The 26,696-nt window shown below is 63.8% G+C and carries 27 protein-coding genes and 3 tRNA genes; 6 read left to right on the plus strand and 24 right to left on the minus strand.

What is annotated here, in order from left to right; genetic code table 11:
• Window positions 1-71: 71 nt before the first annotated feature.
• Both Q1W26_RS18010 and Q1W26_RS18015 read right to left on the minus strand, forming a co-directional pair.
• Window positions 72-986: an AraC family transcriptional regulator gene (locus Q1W26_RS18010; RefSeq protein WP_300442978.1), complete on the minus strand. Its 915-nt coding sequence runs from the start codon at window positions 984-986 to the stop codon at window positions 72-74.
• Window positions 987-1,085: 99 nt separating this feature from the next.
• Window positions 1,086-1,730 carry an RluA family pseudouridine synthase gene (locus Q1W26_RS18015; protein WP_300442980.1) on the minus strand — a complete coding sequence of 215 codons (645 nt, stop codon included), beginning with the start codon at window positions 1,728-1,730 and terminating at the stop codon, window positions 1,086-1,088.
• Between the two features lie 105 nt (window positions 1,731-1,835).
• Here Q1W26_RS18015 and Q1W26_RS18020 point away from each other — a divergent pair, with 105 nt between their 5' ends.
• The 3 genes from Q1W26_RS18020 to Q1W26_RS18030 all read left to right on the plus strand — a co-directional run bounded on the left by Q1W26_RS18020 (window position 1,836) and on the right by Q1W26_RS18030 (window position 4,499).
• Window positions 1,836-2,138, plus strand: coding sequence for a type II toxin-antitoxin system Phd/YefM family antitoxin (locus Q1W26_RS18020; protein WP_300442982.1), 303 nt, complete (start codon window positions 1,836-1,838; stop codon window positions 2,136-2,138).
• A 2-nt stretch (window positions 2,139-2,140) separates the two neighbouring features.
• Window positions 2,141-2,509 (plus strand): type II toxin-antitoxin system RelE/ParE family toxin, encoded by a 369-nt coding sequence (locus Q1W26_RS18025; RefSeq protein WP_300442984.1) that lies wholly within the window; start codon window positions 2,141-2,143, stop codon window positions 2,507-2,509.
• A gap of 337 nt (window positions 2,510-2,846) precedes the next feature.
• Window positions 2,847-4,499 carry a hypothetical protein gene (locus tag Q1W26_RS18030; protein WP_300442985.1) on the plus strand — a complete coding sequence of 551 codons (1,653 nt, stop codon included), beginning with the start codon at window positions 2,847-2,849 and terminating at the stop codon, window positions 4,497-4,499.
• 762 nt (window positions 4,500-5,261) lie between these two features.
• On the opposite strand, the gene Q1W26_RS18035 is transcribed toward Q1W26_RS18030, so the two are convergent.
• From Q1W26_RS18035 to Q1W26_RS18050, 4 genes are all read right to left on the minus strand, one after another.
• Window positions 5,262-5,337 (minus strand) — tRNA-Gly (locus Q1W26_RS18035).
• A gap of 21 nt (window positions 5,338-5,358) precedes the next feature.
• Window positions 5,359-5,435: transfer RNA gene (locus Q1W26_RS18040), tRNA-Asp, on the minus strand.
• A gap of 88 nt (window positions 5,436-5,523) precedes the next feature.
• A tRNA-Leu gene (locus Q1W26_RS18045) sits at window positions 5,524-5,608 on the minus strand.
• A 130-nt stretch (window positions 5,609-5,738) separates the two neighbouring features.
• Entirely contained in the window at window positions 5,739-6,425 is a 687-nt protein-coding gene (locus tag Q1W26_RS18050; RefSeq protein WP_300442986.1) for a hypothetical protein, read from the minus strand.
• Between the two features lie 252 nt (window positions 6,426-6,677).
• On the opposite strand from Q1W26_RS18050, the gene Q1W26_RS18055 reads away from it, so the two are divergent.
• Window positions 6,678-7,544: an EamA family transporter gene (locus Q1W26_RS18055; RefSeq protein WP_300442988.1), complete on the plus strand. Its 867-nt coding sequence runs from the start codon at window positions 6,678-6,680 to the stop codon at window positions 7,542-7,544.
• A 53-nt stretch (window positions 7,545-7,597) separates the two neighbouring features.
• Here Q1W26_RS18055 and Q1W26_RS18060 read toward each other — a convergent pair whose 3' ends face one another.
• Entirely contained in the window at window positions 7,598-8,650 is a 1,053-nt protein-coding gene (locus Q1W26_RS18060; RefSeq protein ID WP_300442990.1) for an NADP(H)-dependent aldo-keto reductase, read from the minus strand.
• 107 nt (window positions 8,651-8,757) lie between these two features.
• Entirely contained in the window at window positions 8,758-8,967 is a 210-nt protein-coding gene (locus Q1W26_RS18065) for a dodecin (RefSeq protein WP_300442992.1), read from the minus strand.
• A gap of 338 nt (window positions 8,968-9,305) precedes the next feature.
• On the opposite strand from Q1W26_RS18065, the gene Q1W26_RS18070 reads away from it, so the two are divergent.
• Together Q1W26_RS18070 and Q1W26_RS18075 are read left to right on the plus strand one after the other, a co-directional pair.
• Window positions 9,306-10,538, plus strand: a complete 1,233-nt coding sequence (locus Q1W26_RS18070) for a cytochrome c (protein WP_300442994.1) — start codon at window positions 9,306-9,308, stop codon at window positions 10,536-10,538.
• 15 nt (window positions 10,539-10,553) lie between these two features.
• Window positions 10,554-11,969 (plus strand): FAD/NAD(P)-binding oxidoreductase, encoded by a 1,416-nt coding sequence (locus Q1W26_RS18075; protein ID WP_300442996.1) that lies wholly within the window; start codon window positions 10,554-10,556, stop codon window positions 11,967-11,969.
• A 405-nt stretch (window positions 11,970-12,374) separates the two neighbouring features.
• Here the strand turns inward: Q1W26_RS18075 and Q1W26_RS18080 are convergent, their stop codons facing one another.
• The 16 genes from Q1W26_RS18080 to Q1W26_RS18155 form a co-directional block, all read right to left on the minus strand.
• Window positions 12,375-14,261: a family 2A encapsulin nanocompartment cargo protein cysteine desulfurase gene (locus Q1W26_RS18080; protein ID WP_300442997.1), complete on the minus strand. Its 1,887-nt coding sequence runs from the start codon at window positions 14,259-14,261 to the stop codon at window positions 12,375-12,377.
• Window positions 14,236-15,165 carry a family 2A encapsulin nanocompartment shell protein gene (locus Q1W26_RS18085; protein WP_300442999.1) on the minus strand — a complete coding sequence of 310 codons (930 nt, stop codon included), beginning with the start codon at window positions 15,163-15,165 and terminating at the stop codon, window positions 14,236-14,238. Before Q1W26_RS18085 ends, Q1W26_RS18080 begins: the two co-directional genes overlap by 26 nt.
• A 96-nt stretch (window positions 15,166-15,261) precedes the next feature.
• Window positions 15,262-15,504 carry a helix-turn-helix transcriptional regulator gene (locus Q1W26_RS18090; protein ID WP_300443000.1) on the minus strand — a complete coding sequence of 81 codons (243 nt, stop codon included), beginning with the start codon at window positions 15,502-15,504 and terminating at the stop codon, window positions 15,262-15,264.
• Complete coding sequence (gene epsC, locus Q1W26_RS18095) at window positions 15,497-16,510, minus strand: serine O-acetyltransferase EpsC (RefSeq protein WP_300443001.1); 1,014 nt, start codon at window positions 16,508-16,510, stop codon at window positions 15,497-15,499. Before epsC ends, Q1W26_RS18090 begins: the two co-directional genes overlap by 8 nt.
• Window positions 16,511-16,514: 4 nt before the next feature.
• The gene (locus tag Q1W26_RS18100; protein WP_300443002.1) at window positions 16,515-17,033 is read right to left on the minus strand and encodes a rhodanese-like domain-containing protein; all 519 of its coding nucleotides are present in this window, start codon (window positions 17,031-17,033) and stop codon (window positions 16,515-16,517) included.
• Between the two features lie 245 nt (window positions 17,034-17,278).
• The gene (locus tag Q1W26_RS18105; RefSeq protein ID WP_300443004.1) at window positions 17,279-17,962 is read right to left on the minus strand and encodes an alpha/beta hydrolase; all 684 of its coding nucleotides are present in this window, start codon (window positions 17,960-17,962) and stop codon (window positions 17,279-17,281) included.
• A gap of 64 nt (window positions 17,963-18,026) precedes the next feature.
• Complete coding sequence (locus tag Q1W26_RS18110) at window positions 18,027-19,034, minus strand: sulfate ABC transporter substrate-binding protein (protein WP_300443006.1); 1,008 nt, start codon at window positions 19,032-19,034, stop codon at window positions 18,027-18,029.
• Window positions 19,035-19,183: 149 nt separating this feature from the next.
• Complete coding sequence (locus Q1W26_RS18115; protein WP_300443008.1) at window positions 19,184-19,612, minus strand: DUF1841 family protein; 429 nt, start codon at window positions 19,610-19,612, stop codon at window positions 19,184-19,186.
• Between the two features lie 6 nt (window positions 19,613-19,618).
• Window positions 19,619-20,251, minus strand: coding sequence for an endonuclease III (gene nth / locus Q1W26_RS18120; protein ID WP_300443104.1), 633 nt, complete (start codon window positions 20,249-20,251; stop codon window positions 19,619-19,621).
• Window positions 20,252-20,269: 18 nt separating this feature from the next.
• Entirely contained in the window at window positions 20,270-20,956 is a 687-nt protein-coding gene (locus Q1W26_RS18125; protein WP_300443009.1) for an electron transport complex subunit E, read from the minus strand.
• Window positions 20,957-20,970: 14 nt separating this feature from the next.
• On the minus strand, window positions 20,971-21,624 hold the full coding sequence (locus Q1W26_RS18130; RefSeq protein WP_300443010.1) for an RnfABCDGE type electron transport complex subunit G: 654 nt from the start codon (window positions 21,622-21,624) through the stop codon (window positions 20,971-20,973).
• 66 nt (window positions 21,625-21,690) lie between these two features.
• Window positions 21,691-22,713, minus strand: a complete 1,023-nt coding sequence (locus tag Q1W26_RS18135) for an RnfABCDGE type electron transport complex subunit D (protein ID WP_300443012.1) — start codon at window positions 22,711-22,713, stop codon at window positions 21,691-21,693.
• Between the two features lie 22 nt (window positions 22,714-22,735).
• Window positions 22,736-24,427 (minus strand): electron transport complex subunit RsxC, encoded by a 1,692-nt coding sequence (rsxC, locus tag Q1W26_RS18140; RefSeq protein ID WP_300443013.1) that lies wholly within the window; start codon window positions 24,425-24,427, stop codon window positions 22,736-22,738.
• Window position 24,428: 1 nt separating this feature from the next.
• Window positions 24,429-24,977: an electron transport complex subunit RsxB gene (rsxB, locus tag Q1W26_RS18145; protein WP_300443015.1), complete on the minus strand. Its 549-nt coding sequence runs from the start codon at window positions 24,975-24,977 to the stop codon at window positions 24,429-24,431.
• A 4-nt stretch (window positions 24,978-24,981) separates the two neighbouring features.
• Window positions 24,982-25,566 carry an electron transport complex subunit RsxA gene (gene rsxA, locus Q1W26_RS18150; protein ID WP_300443017.1) on the minus strand — a complete coding sequence of 195 codons (585 nt, stop codon included), beginning with the start codon at window positions 25,564-25,566 and terminating at the stop codon, window positions 24,982-24,984.
• Between the two features lie 112 nt (window positions 25,567-25,678).
• The gene (locus Q1W26_RS18155) at window positions 25,679-26,692 is read right to left on the minus strand and encodes a quinone-dependent dihydroorotate dehydrogenase (RefSeq protein ID WP_300443019.1); all 1,014 of its coding nucleotides are present in this window, start codon (window positions 26,690-26,692) and stop codon (window positions 25,679-25,681) included.
• Window positions 26,693-26,696: the final 4 nt, after the last annotated feature.

The following is a 26,696-nucleotide window of genomic DNA, read 5'->3' on the forward strand; positions in this document are numbered from 1 at the left end:
CGATCGGTCAATTGTGCCTATCTTGTTTGCGCCGCTATATGCACAGATGTCGCGCTTTTTTGTTCGATCGTCTAAAGCTGAAGGGCGCTGCGCCGGGCGCGCTGAAAGGCGCCGGGCTGCTCGCCAATCACCTTCTTGAAGGCCCGGGTGAAGGCGGCCTGGGAGTGGTAGCCCACGTGCTCGGCGGCGCGCAGCACGCTGTCGCCGGTCTGTAGCCGGCGGGCGGCGATCTTCATGCGGATCTGCAGCAGGAACTGGGCTGGCGGCTGGCCGCTGGTTTCAACGAAATGCCGGCAGAAGCTGGCCCGCGACATGCACGCCACCCGGGCCATGTCGTCCACCGACCAGGCCTTGCCGGGTGCTTTGAGCAGGTCGTCGAGGAGCGGCGCAAACTCCGGGCGGCGCGCCACGGCCAGCAGGCCGGCCGCCACCTCGTCGCGGCGGGCCACGTCGCGAATCACATAAAAGAACAGCAGCTCGGTAAGGCGCTCGATGAGCGGCGACGAGGCGTTGGCGTTGCGCCCGGCTTCGGCCAGGATCAGCTGAAACAGCGGCGTGATGGCCGACTGAGCGGGGTCGTCGGCGCGGATCGTCACGTAGGCCGGGAAGGCGCTGGTGAACAGTTCGCCCAGCAGGCCCTTGAACTGGAAGAAGCCACAGGCCAGCCCGCAGGCACCGGGCTGGGGCGGATTCATCGGCAGCATGGCGCGGGGCTGAAAGCTGGCGTCGACGACGGCTTCGGGGGTGAGGCAGTGGGGAATGTCGCGCAGAAAGAAAACCCCTTCCCGCTCGCGCAGCAGGATGGGCGCCTGCCCTTCAAGGTGCAGCCACGACTGGCCGCGCAGCACGAGGTGAAAGCTGGCCCGCTCGCGCCCGGCCGTGGACGCCCGCCACGGGCCGCAATACTGCCCCACGTGAAAAATCGTGGTGTCGAGTTCAAGCCCGCTGACAAGCCAGTGGGCAAGGCGGTCGGTGTCGCTGTTCATGGGACGTTTCCAGGCTGGTCTGGCGCCAAGTCTCGCCAAGCCGGCACTTAAAACGAACCAATAAAAAGTGCTTTGCTTATCGGGTGGAGCGCTGCCGGCTTAGAACGGAACCGCGCTTTCGAAGCACGCCGGCACCCGGGTTTGCGGGTGAATCAGGGCGAGGCCGGCCGCGTGCAGGTGCATGCGCGGGTAACGCGCCGCGCTTTCGGGCGGGGCGTAGAGCGGATCGCCGATGATGGCGTGGCCGATCGACATCAGATGAACGCGCAACTGGTGCGTGCGGCCGGTGACGGGCCGGAGTTCGACGCGGGAAACGGCGTTGTTGCCGGCGCCGCTGCGCGAGATGACGCGATAGCGGGTGAGCGCGCGCCGGCCGCGCAAGGGGTCGACGATCTGGCGCGGACGATTGTCAGGGTCGTCGCCCAGCGGCAGGGCAATCTCGCCGGCATCGCTGGCAAGGTGGCCATGCACCAGCGCAATGTAATGCTTGCCGATGATGCGCTGCTCGAAGGCCAGGCTGAGGCGGCGCAGCATCTCGGGCCCACGGGCAAGCAGCACCAGCCCGGAGGTGGCCATGTCGAGGCGATGAACGATCAGCGCGTCGGAATACAGCGCCTGAACCCGGCCCGCCAGACAATCCTGCCGACCCTCGCCACCCGCCGGCACCGAGAGCAGCCCCGCCGGCTTGTCGGCAACAATCAGCGCGTCGTCTGCGTAAAGGATGGTGGGGGAGAGTTGCGGCATGGGGTGGAACGGGTGAGGGGTTGGGCCAGGTGCGTCCGCTGTCGTTACTTTTTTATGCACTGTATTATGTACAAAATCGTGCAACTAAAGACAACGAGGTTTGCCATGTCGATCTCTGCCAGTGACGTCATCCCCTTCTCGCAAGCCCGCGCCAATCTTTCCGACCTGGCAGACCAGGTCAAAGCCGGTGCCGAGAAGATCATCACCAAAAATGGTGAAAGCTATGTGGCCCTGATCGATTCGGATCGACTGGATTACTACCACCGGCTCGAACGGGAACATATCCATCTGCTGCTCATCACCGAAGTCGCCAAGGGGCTGGACGATGTAGCGGCTGGCCGCACCAAGGATGCGCGCACCGCTCTGCAAGCCATCAAGCGCAAGCGTGCCGCCAACGCGGGAGGCTGAGCGTGGCAGTCAAGCTCACCGCAAACTTTGAGCGCAATCTCGAGGAAATCGAGCAATTCCTGATCGACGCGGAAGCCGCACCGGCCTACGACGGGTTGCTTGATGAACTGCTTGAAACCGTCATCCCCAATCTTGAACGTTTCCCGGCGATGGGCCCTTCATTCATGGGCCGCCCGCTTCGCTCGGTCGAGACCAGCAACGGAATCGACGGGCTGCAGGCCAAGCTGGGCAAGATCGATGCAAATGCCGAAATTCGCGAATACGTGCTGCAGAACTATCTGCTGCTGTACGCAATCACCGGCAAAGAAATCTTCCTGCTCGCCATCCGCCACCACAAACAGCTTTCATTCGATTTCAAAGCCTTGTGGTAGCGGAGGACTTGCTGATTTGGTTGACGCGGCGCGCTTCAAAAGCTGCTCCCTATTCCAAATGTCCCAAAAAACCAGATCGCCCAGGTTGGCCAGATTCCTGCCGGGATTCGCCGCGAGCAGGCAGGGGGGCAGGCCTGCTGCTATTTGAAGATCGGCGTTTTAAGAGAGCCGATGTTGGTGGGATGGGGGGCTTTGCTTTGGCCGGAGTGGATCGTCATGCTTATGAGCTAAAATGGCAGTTGTCGGTTGTGGAATCAACCAGTGGATGCAACACACTAGAATCTGTGCAGACAGAACTAGTTATACATCGCGGTTCTTAATTTATGGGAGGTAGTTAATGAATCTAGATGGTTTATTCGTCGAATTCGTTGACGAAACCACTCCTTTGTCCAGTTTACATGGGGCAACAAGTCTTGAGGCTCAAGGCTCTTACAACACGCTGGACTTCGTTGTACGCCTTAGACCAGACCTCCATCAAATCCTTGAGGCCCAAGGTGGCGAGCTTTCCATGCGCAAATGCGACTCTTGGGATGCTGCCAAAGCTTTTTCGACCTACTTTCATGAAACGGTCCATTGGTGGCAGCACGTAGGAACTAGCGCAGGACTCATGTTGAGTTTTCTACAGCCAGCCCACGCACATATGAACCGACAGCGGCTGGGTGAAGTGCTTGTAGCGCATGGACCTGTGAAGCCCCTGATAGGCCTCGCCGCCAAGCTTCTCGATGCTAACGACAAACAAGACGAGTCCCTCAATTTCGTACTCAACAATTGGCACGACCTGGAGTTCTTCCGAAAGCTTGTTCTTAACCCAGTTGACCTTGCGAAGGTTGTAGCAAATGACCCCTATTTTATGAGCGTTGGCCACTCCTATCACATGGCTATTGGCGCTACCAGTTGGCTGATTGGCGCGACAGTAGATCCAGAATATGAGGTATTGCCTCACCCGTGCGATTGGGAAGCCTCAATGGCCGAGTTGCGAGCAACCAGAACTGAAGGCTTTTACCTCGGGTCGCCCATAAAGGTCCCGCCGCTTGGAGCAAGAGAAATCTTCGAGGGTCAGGCGCGCTTTTCGCAGTTGCAGTACCTCTTTGGGGCTAGCGGAGGAAAGCTTGCCTGGAACGATATTCGCAGAACAGGAATGCTCAGCGGCGTATATGTCCGCGCTTTTGAGGTCTTTCTGGACTTTGTAGAAGATGATTGGCCTGCAACAGTCGACGATCCCATCGTGGGACTCTTTCTCCTCATTTGTGACGTCGCTTTATCGCCATCAGAAGGTATCTTTTTGCCGATGACGGATCCCTCGGCTTTAATTTGGTCTACTGATCCAGCTTGGCGGTTTATTTTTCTTTGCCGGGCCGCCAAGGAGCAAGGGCATGATTTCAAGCGGTCGATCCAAACCTACAGCGCGCAAGAATATTGGGATGTAAGTCAGCGGCTCAGCGACTTGATACTTAGCCCCAGTCCAAGAAAGCTTGCAGAAGCTGTTGTGCGCAACTCCGATTCACACCCTTCATGGAGTCAATTAGTAGAGGAAGATCAATCATTTGAGTACCGAGAGGGAAACTTTCCCATACGCGTGCTTTTAGGACGGTTCACTCGCATGCAGCGAGATAAACTGGCATCGCCCCAATTCTTTTGCTGGCCCGGGATGTGCCTCACAAGCTATCGCCAACCACTCCCCCCTGAAACGGTTGTTTCGCTCTTCAGCGAACATCAAGCATTGTTCCTTGATCGTGCCGATAGGGATGTCTATCCACGACTGGTACCCGGGAAGGATGAGATGACACTTCAGCACTTATTGGACGAATTCTACGTATGGGTGTCCACGTACGAGATGACTCGGCAATGGCTGGTAGAAGATGGTCCGTTCGATTATGATTATTTATGGCTGACTAGCAAATTCACCAGTTCTGAAATTAAGGCTTGGGCGGATAACAACTTCCAAATTGGCACGGGTGTACACCCAGACGTTTTCTCAATTTTGCGGTGAGCCGGGACCCCGTAGCTAAAGCGATGAGGCTGGCTGCGAGATGTCATATAAACAGGTAATGGCAAAATCGAGTGTTGCTGTTGGAATACATACGCATTTCTTCTAGTTCAGGTAGTTCAGGTAGGTCGGGTTAGCGCAGCGTAACCCGACATTCCCCATACAATAGCGACGTGCCATCGTTTCCGGCGGAACCTTCTTCTTCAGCCTTGTGGCGGATCGTCGCCGACCTGTTCTTACTTCGAATGAAACTGTCGATGTCCTGCGCAATGCCTTCCGATCCGTTCGCCAATCGCGTCCATTCGAATAGATGTGATTGTCGTCATGCCTGATCATCTTCACTGCATTTGGACTTTACTGCCTGAAGGTGTCGACTTCTCCACCCGCTGGCGCCTGATCAAAACCGGATTCACCAAACATTGCCCGGAAACTCTCTGGTGCGCACCTAACACAGCGCAGCTGAAAGAAGGCGAACAAGCCATATGGCAACATCGATATTGGGAACGTCAAATACGGGATGAAACCAACTTTTCCCGTTAGCAGAAACGCGCAGGTCTCCTCGAAAAATTTAGCCCGGATATGTGGCAGATTTTCGCTACAGCCCAAAGTCTGCCGTTCAGGACGCAGTAAGGCGCAAGGCGCAGCGAGGAGACGTAATACAAAAGGTGAAATTTGATTCGCGTTTGCGCAGGGGAGGCGCTTGCGGCCCGGCGATTCAAGGTGGGTGTTTGATCCACCGAGTTCGGGGCGAGGGGCGGGAAGATTTGGAGCGGCAGAAGAGTCTCGAACTCTCGACCTCAACCTTGGCAAGGTTGCGCTCTACCAACTGAGCTACTGCCGCTTCCGGGTACTGCTTGAATGTTGGCGGAGTGGACGGGACTCGAACCCGCGACCCCCGGCGTGACAGGCCGGTATTCTAACCAACTGAACTACCACTCCAATTTTGCTGCTATTGCAAAGACGTTTTTCTCAAAACGCTTTTGCCAAAAAATCAGCCCTTTAAAGGGGCCGGACTTTTTGTATTTTTTGGTGCCCAGGAGAGGACTCGAACCTCCACGGAGTTACCCGCTAGTACCTGAAACTAGTGCGTCTACCAATTCCGCCACCTGGGCAGGCACAGAAGGAGGCGGATTGTATTGGAAACCGAATAAGAACTCCAGCAATTTTTAATCGTCGGGCGTTTGTGGCCGGTTGGTGGTTTGGATGGGCTATTGCCTTGGTGTGCTTGCAGAAATCTGCCGTTCACGACTCGTCCCGGCCGGGGTGGCGGAAATCGCTTTCTATCCAGGTTTGCGCCACGGCCGCGGTGAGCTTGAAGTCTGGGGCGACGCGTTCTTGGGTGATCAGCTCGCCGTGTTCGTCGAAGGCGGTGAGCAGGGCGTGTGCTTCGTATTCGTCGGGCACGATTTCGAGTGTCACTTCCCACTGGCTGTCGGCGGTGCTTACCGTAAGGCGCTTGTGAAGCCGGGCGTGGATCTGCTGTTCGTGGCGTTGCTGGATTTCCGAGGCAGTTTTAACCAGCCCGTTGAACGCGGATTGATCCAGCGGTCTGGGGTTGCGGAGGTCGTGATCGGTGTTCCAGGGGGCGAGCAGCAGGGGTTCGGATTTGTTGTCCCGGCGTATCTCCACGGCCCAGCCGTCGTCGTCTTCGTTCTTGATGACACGGGCGGTCCATCCGTTTTCGCTCCACAGCCGGGCTTCGCGGATGCCAGTGGCGCTGTCCGTGCTGTTTTGGGTGCTGGCGGGGGCGGTGAAGGGGATGCGCGGCTTGATGGGAGGCCGGGTTTCCAGGCGCGGGCTGGGGGGCGCAAGGGGCAGCTGGTGCGGCGCCAGGGTCTGGTAAGGAGGCATCGCCGTACTGCGTTTGCGCGTGGCGCGGGGAATGCGGCCGGGGGGAGGGGCGTCGCCTTGTGCGAATTCGAAACTCATTTGTTGGCTCATGGGCGTGATTCCATGGGGCCGGCAAGACCGGCGCGGTGTGTCAGGGCTGTGCTCGATGGGGCTTGGTTTGCGATACTGTACAAAATAACACTAACAGGTTCAAGCCTGGCGGCGGGGATGAGCCTGGCGGGCGAGGGCAGAACGCTGTTGTCAGCCACCTGAGTGGCCGGATTGCCCGACCTCGACCTCATCTCCCGGCGGGCTTATGATCCGCGCCTGTCTTGCCGGAAACCCCTGCCAATGCCGCACCTGATCGTCGTCAATCTGCTCTGGGCCTTTTCTTTCAGTCTTATCGGTGAATACCTTGCCGGGCGGGTGGATAGTGATTTTGCCGTGCTGATCCGGGTGGCCATTGCGGCGCTGGTGTTCATCCCCCTGACTCGTTGGCGTGGCTTGCCGCGGCAGCTGGTGGCCGGGCTGTGGCTGGCCGGGGCGCTGCAGTTTGGCGTGACTTACCTGTGCCTTTACCGCAGTTTCAGCGTGCTGACGGTGCCGGAGGTGCTGCTCTTCACGGTGCTTACGCCCATCTACGTCACCTTGCTGGACGACGCGCTGGTGCGGCGCTTCAGCCCGTGGGCGCTGCTGGCGGCGCTGGTGGCGGTGGCGGGCGGGGTGCTGATCCGCTTCCAGCCCCTCGAGGGGGACTATCTGGTGGGCTTCTTGTTATTGCAGGTGGCCAACGCCACCTTTGCGGCCGGGCAGGTTTTGTGTCGCCATTTGCTGGCCCGCTATCCGACGGAATTGCCGCTGTACCGCTTTTTCAGCCATTTCTTTCTTGGCGCGCTGCTGGTTGCGCTGGTGTCGTTTGCGATTTTTGGCAACACTGCCCGCTTGCCGCAGACGGCGGTGCAGTGGGGCGTGCTGGTGTGGATGGGGCTGTTTGCCACCGCGCTGGGCATGTTCTGGTGGGTCAAGGGCAGCACCCGGGTGGACGCGGGCACGCTGGCGGTGATGAACGAGCTGCATGTTCCGCTGGGGCTGGTGGTGAATCTGCTGATCTGGAACCGGGATGCAGACCTGCCGCGCATTGCGCTCGGGGGCGGGGTGATCGTGCTGTCCCTGTGGCTCAACCGGATCGGGCGTTCCCGGCGGGCGCTGCCGGTCTAGGCGGAGGGCGCCGCCGTGGGCAGGGCCTGCCCACGGGGTGAATCAGTTAAAGCTCAAGAGCAAAGGTTCGGGCGGCTGGTGTGAATGCGCTCGATCTCGTCGAGCACTTCGGCGGGCAGGCGAACATCGATGCTGGCGATGTTCGTCTTGAGCTGCTCCATGGTGGTTGCGCCGATGATGTTGCTCGTCACGAAGGTGCGGCTATTTACATAGGCCAGCGCCATCTGTGCCGGATCAAGGCCGTGCTTTCGGGCAAGGCCCACGTAGCTTGCGATGGCGGCATCTTGCGCTTCGCCCTTGTAGCGGGCGAAGCGCTCCCACAGGGTCATGCGCGCACCGGCGGGCTGGGCGCCGTTCAGGTATTTGCCGGTAAGGGCGCCGAAGGCCAGCGGTGAATAGGCCAGCAGGCCCACTTTTTCGCGGATGGCCTGCTCTGCAAGCCCGATCTCGAAAGTGCGGTTGAGCAGGTTGTAGGGGTTTTGCACGCTCACCACGCGCGCCAGTCCGGTGGTTTCGGCCAGCTTGAGAAACTGGCTGATGCCCCACGGGGTTTCGTTCGAAAGCCCGATGTGGCGCACCTTGCCTGCCCGCACAAATTCATCCAGCACCGTGAGGGTTTCAAAGATGGGCACGCTGTCTTCATCGGCCACGTGCTGGTAGCCCAGCTGGCCGAAGTGGTTGGTTGAGCGGTCGGGCCAGTGGAGCTGGTAGAGATCGATGACGTCGGTTTGCAGGTTCTGGAGGCTGCCGTGCAGGGCCGCTTCGAGGTTGGCGCGATCGAGCCGCGTGTTGCCGCCGCGAATGTGCCGGGCCTGGACGAGCCGCCCGGTGGAGGGGCCGGCGGCCTTGGTGGCAATCAGAACCTTGCTGCGGTTGCCGGGCTTGGCAAGCCAGCTGCCGATGTAGCGCTCGGTCGAGCCCTGGGTTTCGGGGCGCGGCGGCACCGGGTACATCTCGGCGGCGTCGACCAGGTTGATGCCGTGGGCGACGGCGTAATCCAGCTGCGCGTGGGCCTCGGCCTCGGTGTTCTGCTCGCCCCAGGTCATGGTGCCCAGCGTGATGAGGCTGATGTCGATATCGGTATTGCCTAGTTTTCTGTATTCCATGGGTTCGTCTGGATGGTTACGGTTGGGCTTCGGCCGCGATTGTAGCGAGGGGCCGGCACGGGCTGGGCGTTTCTCTTTTCACCCGCGCCAGGGCGTTCGCCACGCGTTCATGCGGTAAGCGCAAAGCCGATTTTCAGCGTGACCTGCCAGTGGGCGACCTTGCCGTTTTCGATATGCCCACGCGTTTCGGTGACCTCGAACCAGCGCAGGCCCTGGTGGGTTTCGGCCGCCTTGGCGATGGCGTTTTCAATGGACTCCTGGAGGCCGGTGGTGGACGAACCGGTGATTTCGAGCTTTTGGTAAATGTGGTCGGGCATGGCGGACTCCTTGGAAATAAACGCAAAAACAGGGTGGAACACGCGTGGCCAGGTGGGCCGGATGCCTCGTCGGCGGGCCGTTGCCGGTGCGTGTTTTCGCCTGTCGATGGCGGGCGGTGTTTTCTGCCCGCCAGTGAGTGAAAGACTCCGGCGGCGCGGGTTTCGTTCCGGCGGGCCGTACTGTTGAATTCCCGACCGTTGCGCCCCGCCTTTAAGGTCCGCTTAAGTTGGTCCGACCAGAATTGTTTCGCCCGATCAATTCTGGATGGCCGGGCGGGCTTCTTCACCAAGCCCGATCCAGGCCTCCGTCCTCACCCTGTTCAACGCAAGGAATCCGCATGACAACCGACAGACTTACCCGTGGTGCCGGCACGCACGGTTTATTGGCAAGCGCCCTGGCTGCCGCCTTTCTTGCTGCATGCGGCGGCGGTGGAGGCGGTGGCGGCACGACCGCTGCGCCGGCGGGCCCGGCAACGGTGCTGAACGGCGTGGCCGTGGACGGCTACCTGAAAGGCGCCACGGTGTTTCTGGATCTCAACGGCAACGGCCTGCAGGACGCTGGCGAGCCGTCAAGCATCACCAACGATACCGGGCGTTACGCGCTGAACTACAGCGGCGTTGCCGATTCGATCGCCGGCAAGATGATCGTGGTGACGGGCGGCATTGATACCGACACCGGCTACGCCTTTGGCGGCCGGCTGACCACCCGCGCCGAACAGGCAGCGAGCGGCCAGGTGGTTTCGCCCTTCACGACCCTGGTCGATGCCCTGGTTGCCCAGGGGCTGACGATCGATGCGGCCCGCAGCCGGCTGGCCGCAGCCCTCGGCCTGAGCGTCGCGGATCTCGCCACCGACCCGCTGGCGGCGCTGGCAAACCAGCCCGCCATCTACACCCAGCAAGTGGCGTTGCAGCGCAGCATCCAGCTGCTGGCCGCGGCCAACACCCGTGAGGGCGATTCGGCGTACGCGGCCCAGCAGCGCATCGTCGACGCCCTGGCGGTGGCGATCAAATCGGGCACCGGGCAGGTCAGCGTGGGAGGCCTCGTTGCGCAGATCAATGCCACCAACACCGCTGCCGGCCGCCAGCTGGCCGATGCTCTCCACGATGCCCTGGAAGCCGCGCTGAAAACCCCGGGCGGCCATCAAAGCGCCAAGGCGGTGCTGAAGGCCATGGACCAGATGCGTACCCGCATGGAAAACACCCACGACTACAACCTCGGCACCACGGCCAGCCAGCTCGACACCGAACACGGCACGGCGGCCTTCGCCAAGCTGACCAACACCGATCACTCCGATGACGACGACGCCATCAACTCGGTGACCCGCAAGCTGGGCAGCACCACCAGCGCGATCACCCAGCCGGCCAGCACCAGCGGGCGCCTCCTGGCATCCAACTGTTTCCAGTGCCACGGCACGGGCGGCGTTGGCGGGTTTGAAAGCATTCGCGGCTCCGACGCCGGCGAGCTGAGGGAGTACCTCGGCAAACCTGCGGGCGACGACATCATGGCGGCCCACGCCCAGGGCTACACCAGCGCCCAGCTCGACGCGATCATCGCCTACCTGAAGCAGTAAGACCGGAGACCCGACATGAAATCCGACAACAACAACACCCTCAAATCCCGTCGCCGCCTCATGCTGCTCGCCACCGCTGCGCTGGGCGCCGGGCTGGTGCCGTCGCTGGGCCGCCTGGCCTTTGCCGATTCCGACGGAGACGATGACGACAACCATTACGAAGAAAGCGCCAACACCAGCTTTACGCTGGCCAACACCGGCCTCAACGCGAAAATCGTGGTGGTCGGCGGCGGCATGGCCGGCGCCACCCTGGCCAAGTACCTGCGCCTGTGGGGCGGCAGCGGCGTGGCGGTCACGCTGGTCGAGCCCAATGCCAGCTACACCTCGAACATCATGAGCAACCTGGTGTTAAGCGGCAGCCGGTCGCTCTCCACCCTTGGCTACAGCTATGGCAGCCTGGCCGCCAAGTTCGGGGTGACGGTGAAGCAGGCCTTTGTCACCGGTATCGACAAGACCGCCAAAGCCGTGCTGCTGTCCGATGGCACCCGTTTGGCCTACGACCGGCTGGTGCTCGCGCCGGGCGTTGAGTTCATGAACGCCTACGGCCTCACCCAAGGCGACTACGCCGGCACCACGCCCCACGCCTGGCAGGCCGGGCCGCAAACCGCCGAGCTGGCTCGCCAGCTGGCCGGCATGAGCAACGGCACCTTCGTGATGACGATTCCGAAGGCCCCTTACCGTTGCCCGCCCGGCCCCTACGAGCGCGCCTGTATCGTGGCCGACTATCTCAAAACCTACCGGGGCGCCGCGTCGAAGGTGATCGTGCTTGACGAAAACGCCAGCATCCAGGCCGAAAGGGAAACCTTCACCACGGCGTTTGGCGTCACCCACGCGGGCGTCGTCCAGTACGAAGCCGGCGTCACGGGCATTGCGATCGACCCGGTGACAAAGGTCGTCAGCTACCTCGACGCCGTGGGCACGCCCCGTACGATCAACGCCCAGGTGGTCAATCCCATCCCGCCGCACCGCGCCACGGGCAGCAGCGCCGGTGGCTGGCTTGCCGGTGCAGAGCTCAACAACAGCGCCGATGGCCGCTGGTGCGTGGTTGATGTGCTGAGCTACGAATCCACCGCCGTGCCCGGCATCCACGTGATTGGCGACGCGGCCAGCTGCGGCTTGCCCAAGGCCGGCCATGTGGCCAACCAGGAGGCCAAGATCTGCGCCGACGCCATTGTTCGCCTGCTGGCCGGCCAGCAGCCCGATCCGGCACCGGTGGCCAACTCGGCCTGCTATTCGCCGATCACCGCTTCGACTGCTTCGTGGCTGACGGCGGTCTATCAGTACGACGCCGTGAACCGCAAGATGGTGGTGGCCGCCAACGGTGGCAATCCGCTGGGCGCTGTACCCACGGCATCGGCAACGGTGAGCAACAAGAACTACAAAAACATGAGCACGTGGTTCAACACCCTGATGGGCGACAGCTTCGCCTGAGCCAGGCCCGCCCGTTGCCGGGTACGCCGCCGTCCGTGCCCGCGAAAAAGCCACGCCCAGATCGGGCGTGGCTTTTTCGCTTTGGCCGTGGATGCGCAGAAAATGGGTTCGTTCACCCTTGTCTGTGGAATCTTTGCGTCGGTTTCAGGTGCGTTGTTGCGCCTTTGCGGGGGCTGGATGTGGGGGCTGGATGTGGGGGCGACTTCAGTCGCCCATCGGTGGTTGATCAACGCAAAGGCGGGCGACTGAAGTCGCCCCTACAGGATGCGCATCGCAGGGGTGATGCATTTCGCTGACAGAGCAAAAAAATAGCCGCAGATCGCTCTGCGGCTAAAGGTGTTGCTGCCAGATTCCGGGCCCGGCTTGTGCTGGAGCGCAAGCCGGGTTAATCGATTGCCCTGCTGCTCAGCGGCCGATGCGCCCCTTGCCGCGGGCGAGCCGGTGCAGCACTGCGACGAGGGTGTCGACCTCTTCGCAGGTGTTGTAGAAGGCCAGCGAGGGCCGCACCGTGGCTTCCTGCCCGAAACGTCGCAGGATGGGCTGGGCGCAGTGGTGGCCGGAGCGCACCGCGATGCCTTCTTCGTTGAGCGCTTTGCCCACCTCTTCGGGCCGGTAGCCGTCGAGGACGAAGGACAGCACGCTGGCCTTGTCCCGGGCGGTGCCGATCAGCTTGAGGCCGGGCACGGTGAGGAGGCCGCGCGTGGCATACACCAGCAGGTCGTGCTCGTAGCGGGCGATGTTCTCCATGCCGATGCGCTCCACGTAGTCGAGCGCCGCGCCAAGGCCTAGCGCATCCGCGATGTTGCCGGTGCCGGCTTCAAAGCGGGTGGGCGCGCCGTGGTAAACGGTTTTCTCGAAGGTGACGTCGGCGATCATGTTGCCGCCGCCCTGCCACGGGGGCATGTCTTCGAGGATGTGCCGCTTGCCGTACACCACGCCGATACCCGTCGGGCCGAAGATCTTGTGGCCCGAGAAGACGAAGAAGTCGGCGTCGATGTCCTGCACATTCACCCGCATGTGCGATACCGACTGGGCGCCATCCACCACCGCCACGGCGCCGGCCCGGTGGGCCAGGTCAACGATTTCCTTTACCGGCACCACGGTGCCGAGGGCATTGGAAACCTGCGTCACCGAGACGATTTTGGTGCGATCAGAGAGCAGTTTGCGGTACTCGTCGAGTCGCACCTGGCCGGTGTCGTCCACCGGGATCACCTTGAGCTTTGCGCCCTTGGCGGCGGCGAGCTGCTGCCAGGGAACGATGTTGGCGTGGTGCTCCAGGTTGGACACGATGATCTCGTCGCCTTCGCCCACGTTCTGCCAGCCCCACGTCTTGGCGATCAGGTTTATGCCTTCGGTGGTGCCGCGCACGAAGATGATCTCCTCGCTGGATGCCGCACCCAGGAAGCGGGCAACCTTGTTGCGCGCGCCCTCGTAGGCGTCCGTTGCGCGGGCGGCGAGTTCGTGGGCGGCCCGGTGGATGTTGGAGTTTTCGTGCTGGTAGAAGTAAGCCAGCCGGTCGATCACTGCCTGAGGCTTGTGGGTGGTGGCGGCGTTGTCGAACCAGATCAGCTGCCGGCCATTCACCCGCTCCTGCAGGATCGGGAAATCGCGCCGTACGGCGTGCACGTCGAAGGCCGGATGGGCTGCGCTGGGCGTGGCGGGCAGGTCTGCTTCCGGCTTCGGCACGTTGTGTGTGTCGAGGAAGTAATACGGGCTCGCTGCGCTGCTGCCGGGCACGGAGGCCGTGCGCCGCTCGCCGGCCAGTTCGGCCAGGATGCTGTGGAGTTCCGCTTCGCCGGGAAGGCCGAAGGATTGCGCGGCAGTGCGGTTCTCGGCCCGCGGTGCGGCATGTGCCGCCTGCTGCGGTGCGGACTGGAAGGCGCCGGCTTCACCCAGGAAGTAATAGGGTGTCGACGGTGCCAGCGGCGGTGGCGATACCGGCGGGCTGAAGGTGGGCAGCGCGGCTGCGTAGGCCTCGGGCACGCCGAGGGCCGGCGCACCGGGCCGGCCGGCCGCGCTGGCGTGGTCGATCGGCACGGATTCTGCCCGCACGGGCGCTACCGGCGCGGCGGCGGTCAGGGTCGGGCCGACGTTGCCGGGCGGAATGATTTCCGGCGCCGGGGCGCGCGGGGCATTCGGCAGCGACAGCGCGGATGCGCCGCCGAAGCCGGTCGGCAGCGCGGCGAAGAATTCACCCGCGAGCCGTGCCAGCGTCACCTCGTCCGGCAAGCCGGCAGGAACTGCGCCGGCCAGGCCGGCGAGCCCCTCACTTGTAGGTGTCGGGATAGTCATGGTACTTGCCGATCTCCACATCATCGAGGACAGCCAGTGCATCGTCGGTCAGCACGGCCAGCGAGCAATACAGGGAAATCAGGTAGGACGAGATGGCGTTGCGGTTGATGCCCATGAAACGCACGGACAGGCCCGGGGTCTGCTCGCCGGCAAGGCCCGGCTGGAACAGGCCGACCACGCCCTGACGCTTTTCGCCGGTGCGCAGCAGGATGATCTTGGTTTTGCCGTCTTCAACCGGAACCTTGTCCGACGGGATCAGCGGGATGCCGCGCCAGGTGAGGAACTGGGCGCCGAACAGGCTGACGGTGGGGGGCGGCACGCCGCGGCGGGTGCATTCACGGCCAAAGGCGGCGATGGCCAGCGGGTGGGTCAGGAAGAAGCCGGGTTCCTTCCAGACCTTGGTGATCAGGTCGTCGAGGTCGTCCGGGGTCGGGGCGCCGGTCAGGGTGGAAATGCGCTGCTCATCGGTGACATTGGCCAGAAGGCCGTAGTCGGGGTTGTTGATGAGTTCGGATTCCTGGCGTTCCTTGATCGTCTCGACGGTGAGGCGCAGTTGCTCCTTGATCTGGTCGTGGGGGCTGCTGTACAGATCGGAGACGCGGGTGTGCACGTCGAGGATGGTGGTGACGGCGTTGAGGAAGTACTCGCGGGGGGCTTCGTCGTAGTCGACGAAGGTTTGCGGCAGTTCGGACTCGTCGCGCTGGGAGCAGGCAACACGCACATCGCGGGGGTTCTTGACCTTGTTGAGGCGGTAGATACCGGCTTCGACCGGCAACCATTGCAGCAGGTGCACCAGCCAGCGCGGCGAGATGGTGGACAGCTGGGGAACGGTTTTGGTGGCATTGGCCAGTTGCCGCGCGGCGTTATCGCCAAGGGCTGTGGGGACGTCGTGGTGATCGGACATGGATGGGCTCCTTATTCCTGCAGGTGGAAAGCTTATGAAAAAATCAGATAAAGAATTCTGGTTGTGCGGTGCATCAACTTCAACCGGCTATAGCCGTCAACTGCGTGCCTGGCCGGTGCTGGCGGATTCAAAACGGGCGACCAGCGCCGAGGGTTGCAGGCCGAGGGCCGCGGCGAGCTTGGTCAGCGTGGCCAGCGAGGGCATGGCCCGGCCGCGCTCGAGATCGCCGATATAGCTGCGGTTGAGATCGGCGTGCTCGGCGAGGCGCTCCTGCGACCAGCCCCGTTCTTCGCGAACCTGGCGTACGGCGTTGCCGAAGCTGCGCGAAAGCTCAGTCATCGATAGGCTCTCCGCTGGCGGGTGCCTGCTGCCGGGTGGTGGCCTGGGTAACCTGGCTGCCGGGCGGGACGCTGTGGGTGAGCCACACGTTGCCGCCGATGCTGGAGCCGCGGCCGATGGTGATGCGGCCGAGAATGGTGGCGCCGGCATAGACCACCACGTCGTCCTCGACAATGGGGTGGCGGGCGAGGCCTTTTTCGAGGCTGCCGTCGGCACCCACCGGAAAGCGTTTGGCGCCGAGGGTGACGGCCTGGTAGAGGCGCACGCGGCGCCCGATCACCGCGGTTTCGCCAATCACGACGCCGGTGCCGTGGTCGATGAAGAAGCTCTCGCCGATGTCGGCGCCCGGATGGATGTCGATGCCGGTGGCCGAATGGGCCAGCTCCGAAACGATGCGGGCGATGAGCGGCACGCCGAGGCGATACAGCTGGTGGGCCAGGCGGTGATGGATGACGGCCAGGATGCCGGGGTAGCACAGCACCACTTCGTCCACGCTGCCGGCGGCCGGGTCGCCGTGGTAGGCGGCTTCGACATCGCTGTCGAGCAGCTCGCGGATGCGCGGCAGGGCGGCGGCAAAATCACGCACGATGCGCTCGGAGGCCACGTGGCTGGCATCGATGTCGGGGTGACCGTGGCGCAGCTGGTAGTCGAGCTCCAGCGCCACCTGCTCACGCAGGCCGTTGAGGGCGGCGTCGAGGGTGTGGCCGACGTAGAAATCCTCGTTTTCCTGGCGCAGGTCGGCCGGGCCGAGGCGCATCGGAAAGAGCGCGCCGCGCAGGCCGTCGACGACGACGCGCAGGGCTTCGCGGGAGGGCAGCTCGCGGCCGCCGTATTCGCGCTGGCGCTGCTGGGCGTGGCGCCAGCGTTCGCGCACGGCGCGCAGCCCGGTGACGACGCTGTCCAGATCCCACGAGTTGCGCGCGGGCGCTTGCGAGTGCAGCGGGGCGACCTTGGCCGGGCGGGTGCCGGTGGTGGCGTCGGAGTGGTTTCGGCTGGCCTGGAGCATGGTTTCAGTCCTGGATCCAGGGCAGGGCGTGGTAGCGCCAGCCGCCCAGGCTGCCCCGCCGGGTGTCGGCATCCAGATCGCCCTCGAAGCCTTCGAGAATGTTGAAGGCGTTGGCGAAGCCGGCCTTGCTTGCGGCTTCTGCGGCGGCCGCCGAGCGCTTGCCGCTGCGGCACAGGAAGAGCACCACGGCGTCTTTCCTGACCTTGGCTTCGAGTTCCTTCACGAAGCGCGGGTTGCGCGTCATGGCGGTGCCGGTCATCCAGGCCACGTGCAGGGTGTCGGGCACGTGGCCGACAAACTTGCGCTCTTCGTTGGTGCGTACGTCGACCAGCACGGCATAGCCGGCACTGGCCAGCTCCCAGGCTTCGGTCGGGCTTACGCCACCGGCGAAGGGAAGGCCTTCGGCGCGGGCGCGTTCGCGGGCTGTTGCAAGCAGGGTGTCCAGCTCATCGGGCTGGCTGGTGGCGTTCTGGGCACTCAGGTGCTGGTTCGAGGCGAGGTCGCTGTGCTGGGTGTCGAGCATGGTGGGTCTCCACTGGCGGTTTGCTGTTGGACGTTTGACTGCACGTCCTGTCCGGGTGGAGACACATTAGCGGGCTGCTGTGCGTGCGCGAACCAAGAAGAATGTGAATGGATTTCACCGCTTGATTCATAAGCTATGCAGCTTATGAATTGGCGTGGCGGGGCTGATTGGCCGCCATAAAACACGAAAGCGAAGCCGGCTGGCTTCGCTTTCAGGGCTGCAACCCGGGGCGGGCGCCGCGGCGATCAGTTGAGCGGGTCGAAGAGCAGGGCTTCGTTGCGCGTGCGGTGACGCAGCCTGGCGAGGGCGCCATGGCGGCCCCTGCGGGTGATTTTCTGTTCATCGATGCTGCCCAGCGGCAGGTCGTCGCCGGCCGCCTGCAGGGCCAGGAGGAGTTCCAGCCCGCGCGGCCAGGGGCCGTGGCCGGAATCCACGTTGATGTGGCCGGCGGCGCCGATCTGCTCCAGGTGGCTGCCCCAGCAGTCGGCCCAGTAGGCCGCGGACGACAGGCGTACCCATGGATCGTCGGTACTGGCCACGACGAGGCTGGGCACGCCGAGGGGTTCGCGCGGAATCCAGCGGGCGGTGCTTTCCTGGTCCGGGTGGGCGTTGGCATCCCGCAGGCCGCGCGGGGTGAAGCGCTCCGGATCGGCGGGGGCGACGAGCATGAGGCCGGCAACGCGGTGCAGGCGGTCGGCTGCCGCGACCACCGAGGCGAGACAGCCGAAGCTGTGGGCAACCACCCACACCGGCCCGGGCGACTGGTCGATGGCATCGCGCACGGCATTGGCCCAGCGGGCCAGCACCGGCTGCTCCCAGTCGATCCCGGTGACACGACGGGCGTCTGGTACTTGCTGTTCCATCCAGCTTTGCCAGTGTGTCGGGCCGCTGCCGTGGAGCCCGGGCACGATGAGGGTGGTGTGGTGCATGGCCTTGTCTCGGAAAAGAGGTGGGCGGCGGGGCCGGATTCGGATGGCCCGGCCGGCGCCCGGTTTACCTGGCGCTGATCTGGTCGAACACGCCGCCATCGGCGAAGTGGGTCTTCTGGGCTGCGGTCCAGCCGCCGAAGGCGTCGTCGATGGTGAAGAGTTTCACCGGCGCGAACTGTTTGGCGTACCTGGCGGCGATTTTGGCGTCACGCGGGCGGTAGTAGTTTTCGCCGGCGAGGGTCTGGCCTTCGGGGGAGTACAGGTATTCGAGATAGGCGGTGGCGACTTTGCGGGTGCCGCGTTTGTCGACGACCTTGTCGACAATGCTGACCGGCGGTTCGGCAAGGATGGAGACCGACGGCGTGATCAGATCGAACTTGTCGGGGCCGAGTTCCTTGAGCGCCAGGTAGGCTTCGTTTTCCCAGGCGATCAGCACGTCGCCAATGCCGCGCTCGACAAAGGTGGTGGTCGAGCCGCGGGCGCCGGAATCCAGCACCTTGACGTTGGCGAACAGCTTTTTGACGAAATCCCTGGCGCCGGCCTGGGTACCGCCCGGCTGCTTGAGCGCGTAACCCCAGGCCGCGAGGTAGTTCCAGCGGGCGCCGCCGGAGGTCTTGGGGTTGGGGGTGATGACGGCTACGCCGGGTTTGACCAGGTCGTTCCAGTCATGGATTTTTTTGGGGTTGCCCTTGCGCACCAGGAACACGATGGTCGAGGTGTAGGGCGAGGCGTTGTGGGGCAGGCGTTTTTGCCAGTCGGCGGGGATCAGCCGGCTCTTGTCGGCGAGCGCATCCACGTCGTAGGCCAGGGCCAGGGTGACGACATCGGCTTCAAGCCCGTCGATCACCGAGCGCGCCTGCTTGCCCGATCCGCCGTGGGATTGCTTGATGGTGACCGTCTCGTTGGTCTTGTTCTTCCAGTATTTGGCGAAGGACGCGTTGAAATCCTGGTAGAGCTCGCGGGTCGGGTCGTAGGAAACGTTGAGAAGGCTGACCTGCGCCTGGGCCGTGCCGACGAAGCCGATGGCGAGGAGGGTGGCGAGCAGCTTCTGGGTGATGCGTCGGAGCGGCATGGGATTTTTCCTGGAATGGCATTCGATGAGGCAAGTCTAGGTATGACGGGCCGCGGATCGAACCAAGAAAAATCGCGAAGCTAATTCATGGGGGTGGAAAGGGGCGTGTGGCGCGGCGCCTTCGCCGGCGGGAAGGCGCAAGCCCCGTTTTACGTTCCGGCCCGCTTCCTCACCGCCTCCACATATTCCCGCCCGTCCAGTGGCGCCTTGTCGCGCTGGGCGCGCCAGATGGTTTCGCCGAGGGCTTCGAGCACGTCGTGCAGGGCGGCGTGGCGGTCGCCGCGTTTGGCCTGGCATTGCTCGAAGGCTTCGCGGATGCCGGGGGGCTGGTTGATGGAGAGTTGTTCCTCGATGGCCAGGTGCAGCGAAAGGTGCAGGAAGGGGTTCACCTGCCCGTCTTCGGGGCTGAAATCTTTCTGCACGGCGTCGGGGTCTTCCAGCAGCGGCTGGTATTCCGGGTGGTGAGCGACGAGATCGGAGGCGATGATCTCGAGCTGGGTCAGCACTTCACGGCTCTTGTGCTTGCGCCAGGATTCAACGAAAAACTGGCGGGCCTGGTCTCGGGAGGGATCGAACATGGGGTTTTATTCCGTCTTGTCGCGGTTGAGGCAGAGGTCGCGGATGATGCATTCGCCGCACCGGGGTTTGCGGGCGGTGCAGACGTAGCGGCCGTGGAGGATGAGCCAGTGGTGGGCGTCGCGCAGGTATTCCTTGGGGATGCGGCGCAGCAGGCGTTTTTCGACTTCGAGCACGTCCTTGCCGGGGGCGAGGCCGGTGCGGTTGGCCAGCCGGAAAATGTGGGTATCCACGGCCATCGTCGGTTCGCCGAAAATGGTGTTGAGCACAACGTTGGCTGTTTTGCGGCCGACCCCGGGCAGGGCTTCGAGGGCTTCGCGGTCGTTGGGCACTTCGCCGGCGTGGCGTTCGAGCAGTTGCCGCGAGAGCATCGCGGTATTTTTGGCCTTGTTGCGGAACAGACCGATGGTCTTGATGTGCTCGGCAATGCCCGCTTCGCCGAGATCTGCCATGGCCTCGGGCGTGGGCGCGAGGGCAAAGAGCTTGCGGGTGGCGATGTTCACGCCCTTGTCGGTGGCCTGGGCCGAGAGCACGACGGCCACCAGCAACTGGAAGGGCGAGGCGAATTCCAGCTCGGTGGTGGGCGTCGGGTTGGCGTCCCGCAGGCGGCGGAAGACTTCGGCGACCGCCGCGAGGCGCATGTCAGGCATGTCGGCGGATCAGGCTTCGGCCGGCGTATCGGTGATGGCCGGCGGATTCATCCTGGCGCGTGCCAGCTTGCGGGCTTCCAGCCAGTTGCGCCCGGCGATCAGGCAGCCCAGGGCGAAGAAGGCGCCCGGCGGCAGGATGGCGATCAGGAAGCCGGGGTAGTCGTCGCCGAACACGTGAATGGCCTCGGCGCCGGGGAAGAGCATTTCGATGCCCGACAGCAGGGTGCCGCTGCCGATGAGTTCGCGGATGGCGCCCAGTACGGCGAGCACCAGCGTGAGGCCGATGCCCATGGCGATGCCGTCGATGGTCGAGCCGATGGGTTCGTTCTTGGCGGCGAAGGCTTCGACACGGGCGAGCACGATGCAGTTGGTGACGATCAGCGGAATGAAGATGCCGAGCACCAGGTAAAGCTCGTGGAGATAGGCGTTGAAGGCCAGGTCAACAACGGTGGTGAGCGCGGCGATGATCAGGATGAACACCGGAATGCGGATTTCGTAGGGGATGAAGTTGCGCAGCGCGGCAATCACCAGGTTGGACATGGCCATGACCAGAATGGTGGCGAGGCCGAGGCTGACCGCATTGACGATGCTGGTGCTGATGGCGAGGATGGGGCACAGGCCGAGGATCTGCACGACCCCGGTGTTCTGCTTCCAGATCCCGTTCCAGGCGATATCACGATAGGCTTTGATGTCCATGACGGGGGCTCCGGTCAGAGCTTGTCGCCGCTGGGGGCGGCAAACAGGCGGTCGTGGTTGGCGGCGGCATAGCCGGCGGCGCGGGCCACGGCCTGGGTGACGGCGCGGGCGCTGATGGTGGCGCCCGTGTGATAGGCGATCTGGCCGCCGTCTTTGGTGAGCTTGCAGCGGGGCAGGTCGGCGGCTTTGAGTTCGGCGAACTGGGTGATCCAGGGCGACTTTTTGTTCTTGTCTTTCTTGGGGTCGATGTAGTCGCCGAGGCCGGGGGTTTCCCGGTGGGTGACGGCACGCACGCCGGACACGCCGCCGTCGGCGCGCACTGCGACGATCAGCTCGATGCGGCCGCTGTAGCCGTCGGGAGCCGTGGCTTCGAGGAGCAGCGCCGCGGGCTGGCCGGCCTTGCGGGCCCGGTAGATGTGGCCACCGTCGTCGAGGCCCAGCTCGCGGGTCGGGCCGACGGTGATGACGTCGTCGAGGAGCACGTTGTCGTAAGCCGTGGCGGGCAGCACTTCGGAGATGAGTTTCATCTTCTCTTCGGTGGCCGAGGCTTCGATCTGGGTTTTGGTGGCGCCGTAGGTGAAGGCCATGACCGCGGTGAAGATCACGGTAAAGGCCACCATCACCGAGCCGGTGCGGGCGGAGAGGCCGAGGGCGGTTGTTTCACTCATGCTCAGGCCTTCCGCCGGGCCGCCCCGGCGGGCTGCGAATTCAGTGAGCGTGGTGGCTGTTTCATTTCAGTCTTTCTTGTGGCCGAAAACCGGCGCCTGGGTCTTCATGTCGATCAGCGGCACGAGGATGTTCATCAGCAGCGTGGCGAAGGCAACGCCATCGGGAAAGGCGCCGAAGCTACGGATCACGTAGGTGAAGATCGCTGCGCCGGCGGCAAACAGCAGCTTGCCGCGGGGGGTGGTGGCACCGGAAACGGGGTCGGTCAGGATGAAGAAGGCACCGAGCATGGCGCCGCCGGATGCCAGGTGGAACAGCGGCGAGGCGAAGGCGTCGGGGCGCATGCCCCACAGCAGCAGCGCAGAGGCGAAGAGCGCGCCGCAGAAGGCCGCCGGAATGTGCCAGGTGATGATGCGCTGCCTGATCAGCCACAGGCCGCCGACGAGATAACCCAGGGCGATCCATTCGCTGCCCTTGCCACCGAGCAGGCCAAAGGCCGGGCCGTCCATCAACTGGCTGGTGCGCAGGCCGTGAAGCTGGGAGTCGGGGTTTGCGGCGCTGCGCAGCGCGGTGCGCAGGGCATCCAGCGGCGTGGCGCCGGTGATGGCGTCCACCTGGCGCAGGCCGCCGAAAATCAGGTCGAGCTGGGTTTTGAAATCGAGCTGCCCGGCGGCGGGCCACTGGGACATCAGCGCCGGGTAGGCGACGATCATCAGGCAGAAGGCGGCCATTGCCGGGTTGAACGGGTTTTGGCCGAGCCCGCCGTAAAGCTGCTTGACCACGACCACGGCGAGCAGCGTGCCGGTGACGGTGAGCCACCAGGGCGCGATGGGGGGAAAGGTGAGGGCGATCAGCCAGGCGGTGACGACAGCCGAGAGGTCGGTGAGGAAAAGCGCCTTGGGCTTGCCGCGGATGGCCAGCATGGCGGCCTCGCCGGCAAGGGCGGCGGCGGAGGCGATGGCGAGCTGCACCAGGATGCCGGCGCCGAAGAACCACACGTAGGCGGCGATGGCTGGCACGAGGGCGAGCAGCACCTGGAGCATGACGCTCTGGACGCTGGCCGCTTTGCGGACGAAGGGGGAATTGTTCATCGGTAGGCGGGTCGGGTGGTGCTCAGGCGTCCGGGGTGTCGGCGGCCCTGGCGGGCGCGGCGTTCCGGCGGGCGTCGATGGCGGCGATGTCGGCTTCCACGTCCGGCGCGAGGTGGTCGGTGTTCTTCGGGGCGACCTGGGCTTTTTGCTGGCGGGCTTTTTCCATGGCGGCTTCAATCAGCGCGCGCTTGGCGTCGTCGCCGGAAGGCTTGGGTTTGGGCGCGGCTTCGCCGTCGGCCGCGGCCGGTGTGGCAGCGCCTTCGGTGGCGACCTTTTCACGGGTGGCGGCGGCCTTGGCAGCGAGCTTTTCGGCTTTTTCCTGCTTCTCGCGTTCCTGGCGGAAGTTCTTGAACTCGAAGCGGTCGCGGGCGCCGTCGGCGGATTCCTTCTCGCGCTCGCGGGACCAGATTTCGCTTTTGGAAAAGCGGAAGTAGTCCACGAGCGGAATGTGCGAGGGGCAGACGAAGCTGCAGCAGCCGCATTCGATGCAGTCGAATAGGTGGTATTCCTGGGCCTTGCCGAAGTTCTTCGAGCGGGAAAACCAGTACATCTCGAAGGGGGCGAGATCGGCCGGGCAGGCCTTGGCGCATTCGCCACAGCGGATGCACGGCATTTCGGGCGGCGGCGCCGGGAACATGGTCGCGCTGCCGACGAGCACGCAGTTGGTGGCCTTGACCACCGGCACGTCGAAGCCCGGCATGCGCACGCCCATCATCGGGCCGCCCATGATGTAGCGGTCGGTGTCGGGGCGGGGGCCGGCGAGACGCACGAGGTGGTCCATCGGCGTGCCGATTAGCACGTCGTAGTTGCGCGGTGCGGTGACGTTGCCGGCGACAGTGACAAGGCGCGAGATCAGCGGACGGCCGTGTTCGAGCGCTTCGAAAATGCTGAAGGCGGTGCCCACGTTGAAGCACTGCACGCCGAAATCGGTGGAGCGGCGGCCGTGAGGCACTTCGATGCCGGTGAGGACACGAATCAGCTGCTTGGCGCCGCCAGCCGGATAGCGGGTGGGGATGGCAACGGCTTCGATGCCCGTCTCGCCGCTGGCTTTGATGGCGGCCTGAACCGATGCGACGGCTTCGGGCTTGTTGTCCTCGATGCCGATCAGCACTTCTTCGGCCTGCAGCATGTAGCGCATGGCGACGATGCCCTTGAGCATGTCGCTGGCGCGCTCGCGCATCAGCATGTCGTCACAGGTGATGAAGGGCTCGCACTCGGCACCGTTGATGACGAGTGTCTTGAGCTTGCCTTCTTTGCCCGGCTTGAGTTTGGCGTAGCTGGGAAAGACGGCGCCGCCGAGACCGACGACACCGGCGTCGCGCAGGAAGTCGCGCAGTTCGTCGGGGGGTGTGCTGCGGTAATTGACCTTTTCAAGTTCGCACCAGCGGTCTTCGCCGTCGGGCTCGATGATCACCGACAGGGTGGTGAGCCCGGAGGTGTGGGGCATCACGGCCTGGGCCACGTCGCGCACGATGCCGGAGGTGGATGCATGCACTGCCGATGACAGGTTGCCGTCGGCACCGCCGATACGCTGGCCCTTGAGCACGTGATCGCCGGGCTGAACCAGCGGGCGCGGATGACCGCCTACCGCCTGGTGCAGCGGAATGACGAGACGATCCGGCAGCGGCACGGAGGCGATCGGTTCGGTGGTGGATTGCGTCTTGTTGGTTTGCGGCTTGACGCCACCATGGAACTTGAAGAGTTTGCGCAGCATCTCAGGCGGCCTTGATTTCAACGACCGGGTAACGCCATTTCCAGGTGTCCACGGTTTCAGTGATGGCTTCCATCGTGATGCAATCCACCGGGCAGGGGGCAAGGCAGAGTTCGCAGCCGGTGCATTCGGCGGCGACGATGGTGTGGAGCTGCTTGGCTGCGCCGACGATGGCATCCACCGGGCAGGCCTGGATGCACAGGGTGCAGCCGATGCAGGTGGCCTCGTCGATGACTGCCACGGATTTGGGCTTTTCAACGCCGTGTTCTTCGGAGAGCGGCTTGAATTCACGGCCGAGGAGGTCGGCCAGCTTGCGGATGCCTTCCTCGCCGCCGGGCGGGCACTGGTTGATTTCTGCCTCGCCGTCGGCAATCGCGGTGGCGTAGGGCCGGCAGCCGGGGAAGCCGCATTGCCCGCATTGGGTTTGCGGCAGGATGGCGTCGATTTTTTCGACCAGCGGATCGCCTTCGACCTTGAACTTGATCGATGCGAAACCGAGCACCGCCCCGAGGACGAGGGCAATGCCCGTCATGACCAGAAGTGCAGTAATCATGGTGTCAGTGGAACTTGTCGAGGCCGGCGAAGCCCATGAAGGCGAGACTCATCAGTCCGGCGGTAACCATTGCGATGGCTGTTCCCTTGAACGGGACGGGCACGTCGGCGCCGTCGAGACGTTCGCGGATGCCGGCAAACAGCACGAGCGCCAGGGAGAAGCCAACCGAGCTGCCGAAGCCGAAGAGCAGGGATTCGAGCAGGTCGTGGTGCAGGGCCACGTTGAGCAGCGGAATGCCGAGCACGGCGCAGTTGGTGGTGATCAGCGGCAGGTAGATGCCGAGCACCTGGTGCAGCATCGGGCTGGTTTTCTGGATCACCAGCTCGGTGACCTGCACGATGGCGGCGATGATGACGATGAAGGCCAGGGTGCGCAGGTATTCGACGCCTGCCGGCATCAGCACGTAGTGGTCGACGAGGTAGCTGGTGCCGCAGCCCAGAGTGAGCACGAAGGTGGTTGCCGCGCCCATGCCGACAGCGGTTTCCAGTTTCTTGGAAACGCCCATGAAGGGGCACAGGCCGAGGATGCGGACCAGGACGACGTTGTTCACAAGAACGGCGCCGAGGATCACGAAGAGGTAGCTGGTCATGGCTGCCGGAGGCTTAAGGGGCTGGGGTGGGAGCGGAAGGCCGGATTATCCCGTGCTGGCAGGCTGGCACTCAAGCCTGCTGGCGGTGTGGGCATCTCCGGCATGGTGTGCTTCAGGCGTAATCGCGGGTTTCGGCAACGGCTTCGCGTACCAGGGCCGGGCCGCGGTAGATGAGGCCGCTGTACACCTGGACCAGTCTGGCGCCCGCATCGAGCTTGGCCCGCGCTTGACGGCCGTCGAACACTCCGCCGGCTGCGATGATCGGCAGTTCGTTTTGCAGGGCCGTGGCCAGTGCGGCGACGACGGCCGTGGAGGCTTCGAACAGCGGGGCGCCGGAGAGGCCGCCTTGCTGGTCGCCGAAGGGGATGCCCTGCACTTTGTCGCGAGCGAGGGTGGTGTTGGTGGCGATCACGCCGTCGATGCGGTGGCGGCGCAGCGCGTCGGCGATATTGGTGATCTGGGCACTGTCGAGGTCGGGCGCGATCTTGAGGGTGATCGGCACGTAGCGCCCGTGCTTGTCGGCGAGCTGGGCCTGGCGGGCCTTGAGCTGGCCGAGGAGGGCGTCGAGTTCGGACTCGCCCTGCAGCTGGCGCAGGTTCTTGGTGTTGGGTGACGAGATGTTGACGGTGATGTAGCTCGCCAGCGGATAGGCCTTGTCGAGGCAGATCAGGTAATCGTCGGCCGCGCGCTCGATGGGCGTGTCGGCGTTCTTGCCGATGTTGATGCCGAGGATGCCCTTGAACTTCATTTGTTCCACGTTGCCGAGCAGTGCATCGATACCGTGGTTGTTGAAACCCATGCGGTTGATGATGCCTTTGACTTCCGGCAGGCGGAACATGCGTGGCTTGGGGTTGCCGGGCTGGGCACGCGGCGTGATGGTGCCGATTTCGATGAAGCCGAAACCCATTCGGGCCAGGCCATCGATGGCTTCGCCGTTCTTGTCGAGGCCGGCGGCAAGGCCGATGCGGTTCGGAAACTGCAGGCCCATGACTTCGACTGACTTGGCGGGCAGCGGCTTGGCGGCGGGGAGCAGGCGTCCGGCCAGATGCAGGCCGGCGAGAGCGGTTTCGTGGGCGGTCTCCGGATCAAGGGAGAACAGCACCGGGCGGGCGATTTGGTAGAGCATGCAG

Source organism: Zoogloea sp. (genome assembly GCF_030157465.1).
In the GTDB taxonomy this organism is placed as follows: domain Bacteria; phylum Pseudomonadota; class Gammaproteobacteria; order Burkholderiales; family Rhodocyclaceae; genus Zoogloea.